This window comes from Phenylobacterium sp. (genome assembly GCF_028290885.1).
Taxonomy (GTDB): domain Bacteria; phylum Pseudomonadota; class Alphaproteobacteria; order Caulobacterales; family Caulobacteraceae; genus Phenylobacterium.
The window spans coordinates 1-7,771 of record NZ_JAQGIZ010000138.1 but is presented as its reverse complement, the minus strand read 5'-3'; the positions used below and the strand labels follow the sequence as shown (position 1 = coordinate 7,771).

12 protein-coding genes are annotated in these 7,771 nt (G+C 70.5%); 8 read left to right on the top strand and 4 right to left on the bottom strand.

Features of this window, described 5'->3' with window-relative positions; genetic code table 11:
* Positions 1–366 (bottom strand): SDR family NAD(P)-dependent oxidoreductase (locus tag JWP28_RS09285; protein WP_299542318.1); only part of this gene is annotated, 366 nt, incomplete at its 3' end.
* 51 nt (positions 367–417) lie between these two features.
* Positions 418–1,671 (bottom strand): MFS transporter, encoded by a 1,254-nt coding sequence (locus JWP28_RS09280; protein WP_299542316.1) that lies wholly within the window; start codon positions 1,669–1,671, stop codon positions 418–420.
* A gap of 212 nt (positions 1,672–1,883) precedes the next feature.
* Here JWP28_RS09280 and JWP28_RS09275 point away from each other — a divergent pair, with 212 nt between their 5' ends.
* Positions 1,884–2,411, top strand: coding sequence for an N-acetyltransferase (locus tag JWP28_RS09275; RefSeq protein WP_299542314.1), 528 nt, complete (start codon positions 1,884–1,886; stop codon positions 2,409–2,411).
* Here the strand turns inward: JWP28_RS09275 and JWP28_RS09270 are convergent.
* Positions 2,408–3,094: a hypothetical protein gene (locus JWP28_RS09270; RefSeq protein ID WP_299542312.1), complete on the bottom strand. Its 687-nt coding sequence runs from the start codon at positions 3,092–3,094 to the stop codon at positions 2,408–2,410. The two genes, JWP28_RS09275 and JWP28_RS09270, sit on opposite strands and share 4 nt — an antisense overlap.
* 127 nt (positions 3,095–3,221) lie before the next feature.
* Here JWP28_RS09270 and JWP28_RS09265 point away from each other — a divergent pair, with 127 nt between their 5' ends.
* The 7 genes from JWP28_RS09265 to JWP28_RS09235 all read left to right on the top strand — a co-directional run bounded on the left by JWP28_RS09265 (position 3,222) and on the right by JWP28_RS09235 (position 7,608).
* Positions 3,222–3,794, top strand: a complete 573-nt coding sequence (locus tag JWP28_RS09265) for a DUF1285 domain-containing protein (RefSeq protein ID WP_299542310.1) — start codon at positions 3,222–3,224, stop codon at positions 3,792–3,794.
* 12 nt (positions 3,795–3,806) lie between these two features.
* Positions 3,807–4,460 carry a CoA pyrophosphatase gene (locus JWP28_RS09260; protein ID WP_299542308.1) on the top strand — a complete coding sequence of 218 codons (654 nt, stop codon included), beginning with the start codon at positions 3,807–3,809 and terminating at the stop codon, positions 4,458–4,460.
* Positions 4,453–4,740, top strand: a complete 288-nt coding sequence (locus JWP28_RS09255; RefSeq protein WP_299542306.1) for a hypothetical protein — start codon at positions 4,453–4,455, stop codon at positions 4,738–4,740. Before JWP28_RS09260 ends, JWP28_RS09255 begins: the two co-directional genes overlap by 8 nt.
* Entirely contained in the window at positions 4,737–5,987 is a 1,251-nt protein-coding gene (locus JWP28_RS09250; protein ID WP_299542304.1) for a CCA tRNA nucleotidyltransferase, read from the top strand. Before JWP28_RS09255 ends, JWP28_RS09250 begins: the two co-directional genes overlap by 4 nt.
* 11 nt (positions 5,988–5,998) lie before the next feature.
* Positions 5,999–6,700 carry a type 1 glutamine amidotransferase gene (locus JWP28_RS09245; RefSeq protein ID WP_299542302.1) on the top strand — a complete coding sequence of 234 codons (702 nt, stop codon included), beginning with the start codon at positions 5,999–6,001 and terminating at the stop codon, positions 6,698–6,700.
* 42 nt (positions 6,701–6,742) lie between these two features.
* Positions 6,743–6,877 (top strand): hypothetical protein, encoded by a 135-nt coding sequence (locus JWP28_RS09240; protein WP_299542300.1) that lies wholly within the window; start codon positions 6,743–6,745, stop codon positions 6,875–6,877.
* A 134-nt stretch (positions 6,878–7,011) separates the two neighbouring features.
* On the top strand, positions 7,012–7,608 hold the full coding sequence (locus JWP28_RS09235; protein ID WP_299542298.1) for a PEPxxWA-CTERM sorting domain-containing protein: 597 nt from the start codon (positions 7,012–7,014) through the stop codon (positions 7,606–7,608).
* Here the strand turns inward: JWP28_RS09235 and JWP28_RS09230 are convergent.
* A partial coding sequence (locus JWP28_RS09230; protein WP_299542320.1) for a coproporphyrinogen III oxidase occupies positions 7,605–7,771 on the bottom strand: 167 nt, incomplete at its 5' end. The genes JWP28_RS09235 and JWP28_RS09230 overlap by 4 nt on opposite strands.

Sequence of the window (7,771 nt, the reverse complement as noted above, 5' to 3'; positions counted from 1 at the left end):
GAACGAGCCGCGCATGTGCACCTCGATCACCTGGTCCCAGTCGCGCTCGGTCATCTTGTGGAACATCACGTCGCGTAGGATGCCGGCCGGATTGATCACCGCATGCAGGCCGCCGAACGTGTCGCGGGCCTGCTCGACCATGCCCTCCACGGACTTCAGGCTGGTGACGCTCTCGGAGTTGGAGACCGCCTCGCCGCCGGCGGCGCGGATTTCCTGGGCGACCGTCTCGGCCGGGCCGGCCGAGCCTTCGTCGTCGCCCTTCAGGCCCGCGCCGAGGTCGTTGACCACGACCTTGGCGCCTTCCTGCGCCGCGATCAGGGCGCAGTCGCGCCCGATGCCGTTGCCGCCGCCTGTAACCAGGACCACTTTTCCGTCTAACGCGCCCATCGGAATATCTCCCTAATTATAGGGCGACAGTTATTCGAGGCGGTCGGCCTTGCGCAAGGCGGGAAACAGCCCGGCCCAGACGCCGGTGACGATCAGGGCGCCTATGCCGCCGAACAGCGCCGCGCCCACGGGCCCCAGGAACCGCGCCACCACCCCGCTCTCGAACTCGCCCAGTTCGTTGGAGGCGCCGATGAACACCGAGGAGACCGCCGCCACCCGTCCGCGCATGGGGTCGGGCGTCACCAGCTGCACCAGGGTCTGGCGGACGTAGACGCTGAGCATGTCGGCCCCGCCCAGCACCGCCAGCGCCGCCACCGACAGCCACAGCAGGTGCGACAGCGCGAAGACGCAGGTCGCCAGGCCGAACATCGCCACCCCGCCGAACATGAAGAGGCCGGCCCTATGCCGGATCGGATTGGCGGCCAGCGACAGCGCCACCACCGTCGCCCCGATGGCGGGCCCGGCGCGCAGGATGCCGAAGCCCTCCGCGCCCACATGCAGAATGTCGCGGGCGAACACCGGCAGCAGGGCGGTCGCCCCGCCCAGCAGGACGGCGAACAGGTCCAGCGAGATCGCGCCGAACACGATCTTCTGGCGCCAGACGTAGGCCAGGCCTTCCTTCATCAGCTCCCAGCGGGAGCCCGGATTGACCACCGGCTGGCCGCTCTTGCGGATCAGCAGCACCGCCAGCGCCGAGACGAGGTAGAGGCCGAACGCCGTGAAGTAGGCATAGGTCGTGGACTCGGCGACCAGCAGGCCGCCGGCCGCCGGGCCGATGATCGAGGCGGTCTGCCAGGCCAGCGAATTCCAGGCGATCGCCCGCGGCAGCAGGGCGCGCGGCACCAGCATCGGCCCGAGCGCCGTGTTGGCCGGCGCGAAGAAGGCCCTGGCGCAGCCGAACAGGAAACCCACCAGCAGCAGCAGCATGACCGAGGCCCAGCCCTGCCAGGTCGCCACCGCCAGCGTCAGCACGGTGGCGATCTCGCCCGCGAAACAGCACAGCAGCACCTTCTTGCGGTCGTGGCGGTCGGCGGTCTCGCCGGCCGGCAGGGTCAGCAGGAAGACGGGGATGAAGGCCGCCAGCCCGATCATCCCCACCAGGAAGGCGCTTTCCTGCACCGAGCGGCTCTGGCGGGCGATCGCGTACATCTGCCAGCCCATGGCCACGCTCTGGATCTGGGCGGCGAAGCTGCCGGTCCAGCGCGAGACCCAGAAGATGAGGTAGTCGCGCTCCTTCAGGAGGGCGCGGGCCGAGGGGACGGCGTCGGAAGATGTCTCGGCCATATGTGCCGCGAACCTGCCTTGCGTTGGTCCTCGTCGCAACGGCGGCGTTGACGAAGGGCGCTCCGGGCCTTACCTGCGCCCTTCCTGCTTGGGCGAAAGGGCCCCTGACATGCAATTGCGACGACGCCGGGCCTAAGACGCCCCGATAAGCCCGCTGCCCGATGCCGCGCATCGCCAGTGTTCCCGTCGCACCTGCAGTCTGCAAAGAGCCCATGACCGTTCAACCGTCCGCGCCGGCGCCGGTGCTCGTCCTTCAATCCGAACGGCCGCAGGACGGCCCGCTGGTCGACGCCCTGGTCGATCGCGCCTTCGGGCCCGGGCGCTTCACCAAGGTTTCCGAGCGGGTGCGGGAGTTCGCGACCTTCGCGCCCGAGCTTTCCATGTGCGCCTGGACCCCTGACGCCAGGGAGGGCGGCCGCCTGCTGGGCTGCGCGCGCATGTGGCGGGTGCGGGTGGGCGGCCGGCCGGTGATGTTCCTGGGCCCCTTCGCCGTCGAGCAGGGCGAGCGCAACGCCGGCTTCGGGGGGCGCCTGATCGCGCGGGCCTGCGAGGCCGCGGCGGCGGCCGGCGAGAGCCACGTGCTGCTGGTCGGCGACGAGCCCTATTTCAGCCGCGTCGGCTTCACGAGGGCCGGCGGGCGCGAGGTGGTCATGCCCGGCCCGGTCGACCAGCGCCGGGTGCTGGTCCGTGGGCTGCAGCCGGAGGCGGGCGAACTCGCGGGGTCCGTGGGGCCGATCTAGGCCGGCGGCTTGTTTAAGAGGACGTCCAGGAGGTTCACGACCTCCAGCTCGCGGGTGACGGCGTCGCGGGCCAGCGCCGGGTCGCGCCGGGCGGCGGCGGCGGCCATGTCGGCCAGCGCCTTGGCCATGCGGTTGTGCAGCGCAGGGTCGGTGACGCGCGGGGCGATGGCGTTCCACCTGGCCTGGGCGAAGGTCGTGGCGTCGGCCATGTCGTCCCAGCGCACGAGCGGCGCCTTGCGGTCGGCGTCGTAGCGCAGGGCCGCATAGTCCAGCAGGTGGACCTCGGCCGGTACCCGCCCCGGCGGCGCATGGCTGACCAGCACGCGGTAGGCCTCGGCCGCCGAAAGCGCCACGTTGGTGCGGTCGTCGACCCGCCGCGCCGCCGCCAAGGCGTCGAGCTGGGTCTTGAGATCGACCTGGGCGTCGGGGGGCAGCAGAGCCTTGACGTGCTCGGCGGCGGCGACGGCCGCGGCGATGGCCTGATCCAGCGGGAGCGGCTTGGCGTCATACGCGGTCTCCGCCAGCGCCCGGAACGGCACGGCGGCCGCCAGTGGGCCGATCACGGCGGCGTCGGCGGCCAGGACCGGGGGCGGCGGAACGGCTGGAGCCGGCTTCTTCCGGTCGCAGCCGGCGAGCGAGAGGGCGGCCAGCGCGGCGAGGGCGACGGGCGGCAGGTGGCGCATCGATGGAACTCCTCTGTTCGCGCCCCCGCCGCACCCTGGCGCGGCGCCGGGGCGGCCGCACTGACCTTGAGCAGGCGTCGCCGCTTCCTCGCTTGAGAGGGGGCGCGCCGCCGCCTACCCTGACCGGATGGCGGACGAGGCGACGAAACCGGGACTGGAGGGCGTGATCGCCGCGGCGAAACAGGCGCCCGGGCGCGGCCTACCGCCGGTGCACCTGTGGAATCCCGCCCACTGCGGCGAGATCGACATCGTCATCCGCAAGGACGGCGTCTGGTTCCACGAGGGGACGCCGATCGGCCGCGAGGCCCTGGTGCGGCTGTTCTCCACCGTGCTGCGCAAGGACCCCGACGGCATCCACCTGGTCACGCCGGTCGAGAAGCTGAAGATCACCGTGGAGGACGCGCCGTTCATCGCCACGCGGGTCGACCGGGCCCACGGCGCGCTCCGTTTCCTCACCAATGTCGGCGACGAGGTCGAGGCGGGGCCGGAGAACGCCATCCGCGTGGAAATGGGAGCGGACGGCGAGCCACGGCCCTACCTCCACATCCGCCGGGGGCTGGAGGCGCTGATCGCCCGGCCGGTGTTCTACGAGCTGGTCGAGATGGCCGAGGAGCGGCAGACGCCGGACGGTCCGACGCTCGGCGTCGCCTCCAACGGCGCCTGGTTCCCGGTGGGCCCGGCCCATGCTCACCAAGTCTAGGGCGCACCAGCTGTGAACCTGAGGGGCGGCCGAGGCGATCTGCGAGACTGGATAGGTCAACACCTCGACCCGCTGGAGGCGCACGACCCGGCCGGTGTGCACGCCGTCCGCTCGGACTTCGATCTCAGCAAGGCCTACGGACCCGACGAGGTCGACGCGCCGCTGACGCCGGCGGCGGTGCTGATCGGCCTTGTGGAGCGCGACGCGGGCCTGACGGTGATCCTCACCCGGCGGGCCGACACCCTGCGCCGCCACACTGGGCAGATCGCGCTGCCGGGCGGCCGCCGCGACCCCGGCGAGACGCCGTGGCAGACCGCGCTGCGCGAAGCGCACGAGGAGATCGGCCTGGAGCCCCATTTCGTTTCGGTGGTGGGCCTCTCGACCCCCTACCGCACCGGCACCGGATACCTGATCACCCCGGTGGTGGGCTTCGTACGTCCCGGCTTCACGCTGACCCCCAATCCGGACGAGGTGGCCGACATCTTCGAGACGCCGTTCGGTTTCCTGATGGACCCGGCCAACGTCGAGGAGCACGAACGCGAGCTGCCCTCCGGCGAGAAGCGCCGCTTCTACGCCTATAATCACGAGGACCGGTTCATCTGGGGCGCCACGGCGGGCATGCTGCGGGCGCTCTACGACCGGCTCTATGGAGCCGCCGTTGCTTAGGGTTGTCCTCCTCCGCCTGCTGCTGATTGCGGTCCCGTTCGTGATCTGGTTCGCGTGGCGCGCCTGGGCCAGGCGTTCGGGCCGCGAGATGGGCTCGACGCCCTATGCCTGGCTGTTCGCGGCGGGCGCGGTCCTCGTCGGCCTGTCGCTGGTCGGGACAGTGATCTTTCATCCCGACAACCGCCACGAGCGCTACGTCCCGGGCGAGGTCACCGCCGGCGGCGCGGTGACCCAGGGCCATTTCGAGAAGGCGCCCCAACCTGAAGGCGCGCCCAGATGAGCGAGACGATCGGCCAGCGCCCCTGGATGACCGCGCCGCAGACCGCGGCAGTGTTCGACGCCCTGGAGACGGCCGGCGGCCCTGATTGCGCGCGCTACGTCGGCGGCTGTGTGCGCAACACCCTGATCGGCCGGGAGGTCGGCGACATCGACATCGCCACCACGCTGACGCCCGACCGGGTCACCCAGGCGCTGCAGGCCGCCAAGCTGAAGGCCGTCCCCACCGGCGTCGAGCACGGCACGGTGACGGCGGTCTCCGGCGGCAAGCCCTACGAGATCACCACCCTGCGCCGCGACGTCGCCACCGACGGGCGCCGCGCCGTGGTGGCCTTCACCACGGACTGGAGCGAGGACGCGCAGCGGCGCGACTTCACCCTGAACGCGCTCTACGCCCGCCGCGACGGCGGGCTCGTCGACCCCACTGGTCACGGCGCCGCCGACGCGCGGGCCGGCCGCATCGTCTTCGTGGGCGAGCCGGAGCACCGGGTGCGGGAAGACTACCTGCGCATCCTGCGCTTCTTCCGGTTCCTGGCCTGGTACGGCTCGGGTCCGCCCGACGCCGCGGCGCTGGCGGCCTGCGAGAGCCTGAAGGGCGAGCTCAAGACCCTTTCGGCCGAGCGGGTGTCCAAGGAGCTCCTGAAGTTGCTCGCCGCCGACGACCCGCGCGAGGCGGTGGCGCTGATGGCCCGCACCGGCGTGCTGGGCGAGGTGCTGCCCGCGCCCATTGACCTCGGGCGCTTCAACGGCCTGGTGGCCATTGAGGCCGACCAGCTGTTCGAGAACGATCCCGTCCTGCGGCTGGCGGCCTTGCTTCCCGACGACCAGGTTGGCGCGGTGCAGTTCGCCGAGCGTCTGCGGCTCTCCAACGCCGAGCGCGACCGCATCGCCGCCGCGCTGGCGCCGACGCCGGTCCTCAAGAGCTGGATGAGCCCGCGCGAGATCCGCCGGGCGCTCTATCGCCTAGGCCCCGAGGCGTTCCGCGACCGCGCGAAGCTCGCCTGGGCGCGCGCCGACCGGACGGCGGTCACGCCGCAGTGGCGCGGCATGATCGCGCTGGGCGAAGGCTGGACGGCGCCCGCCTTCCCGCTGACCGGCCGGGACGTGATCGCCGCCGGCGTGCCGAAGGGCCCGATGGTCGGCCAGGTGCTGCGCGAGGTCGAGGACTGGTGGATCGACCACGACTTCATCGACGACAAGCTGTCGGCGGTGGAGAAGCTGAAGTCCGTGGCCCAGGGCATGGCGTTTTAGGGGAGAGCGTCGTGAAGCTCGGCATCCTCAAGACCGGCCGGCCGCCCAAGCCCTGCATTCCCGAGTTCGGGACCTATCCCGACATGTTCATCCGGCTGCTGGGCCGCGACGCCTACGACTACCGGGTGTTCGCCGTCGACGAGGGCGAGCTGCCGGAAAGCCCCAAGGCCTGCGACGCCTACCTGATCACCGGCGCCTCGGCCGGCGTCTACGACCCGCTGCCGTGGATCGCGCAGGCCGAGGATTTCCTGCGCGCGGCCAAGGGGCAGGCCGCCCTGGTCGGCGTCTGCTTCGGCCACCAGCTGATGGCCCAGGCGTTCGGCGGCAAGGTGATCAAGTCGCCGAAAGGGTGGGGACTGGGCGAGCAGGACTATGAGGTCAGGCTCCGCGAGCCCTGGATGGACGGCGCCGCCTCGATCCGGCTTCCGGGCTCGCACCAGGATCAGGTCGTCGAGCTGCCGCCGGGCGCGGAGATCTGGGCGGCCAACGATTTTACGCCGATGGGGGCGCTCGCCTGGCGCGACCAACCGGCGATCTCGCTGCAGCTGCACCCGGAATTCGAGCCGGCCTATGCGGTGTCGCTGATCGAGCACCGACGCGAGGGGCCCTACACGAAGGACGAGGCCGACCGCGCCGTCGCCAGCTACCAGGGCCCCGACGACCGCGCCCGCGTCGGCGGCTGGATTCGGAATTTCCTCAGCCAGGCAACGTAAGGGCCACCCGCCCGTTATCCGTGAGCAAGCTCGGGACCGCACATGCGACGCTGGAAATTCGTGATCATATTGGCGAGCGCCGCCTCCGCCCTGGCGGTCGGCCTCGGCGCACAGGCCCACACCGACCACACCGATCTGCTGGCGGTGTTCAGCAATGCGCTGGGCTCCATTACTTGACGCAATTCTTAATTTTTAAGGTTAATGAAATTTAATAATGTCGACTAGCCGAATTAGTTAACAAAATTGAGTGGTTGACTTCAATCCGAACCCCATGAATATAGTTTACGGGAAGTAAACAAGAGGCTGGGATCATGGGGCGATTGGTTTGGGCGGCGCTGCTTGCCGCCGGAACGCTGGCGATAGGCGGTCAGGCCTGCGCGGCGGACATCTTTACGCTGCAGAACACCAACAACGGCGACGGCGGGGTCACGCTCTTGTCGAATGGGTTCGACCTGTTCGGCGCGAACAACGGCACCTCGAAGAAGTTCACCTCCATTCCGCGATCGTCCCTGACCTCCTACACGGCGACTGCGGGAGCGGCGGAGACCCTGTCCTTCGACTGGACGTACTGGTCGAGCGACTTCGGGGGCACGCTGTACGATCCGGGCGGCTACCTCGTGAACGGCGTCCAGTTCCAGCTCTCGACGACTGGCCCGGCGCCGGGCGACGCCTCGGGCAATGTGGTGTTCAACCTCGCGGCGGGCGACAGCTACGGCTTCTACATCTTCTCCACCGATTCAGAGGCGGGGCGCGCCTATCTTGAGGTCACCCCTGCTGAGGGCGTGACCGGGTTTGCGGCGCTGGCCGCCGCCGTGCCGGAGCCGACCACCTGGACGATGATGATCGGCGGCTTCTTCGGCCTGGGCGCGGCGCTACGGCGTCGGAGAGCGGCTGCGGCGCTCGCCTAAGGCCAGCGCACCAGGGGCGGCATCGAGCTCAGGATCGTCTCGATGTTGCCGCCGGCCTTGAGGCCGAACATGGTCCCGCGGTCGTAGAGCAGGTTGAACTCCACGTAGCGGCCGCGGCGCATCAGCTGCTCGGCGCGGTCCTCCTCGGTCCAGGGCTCGTTCA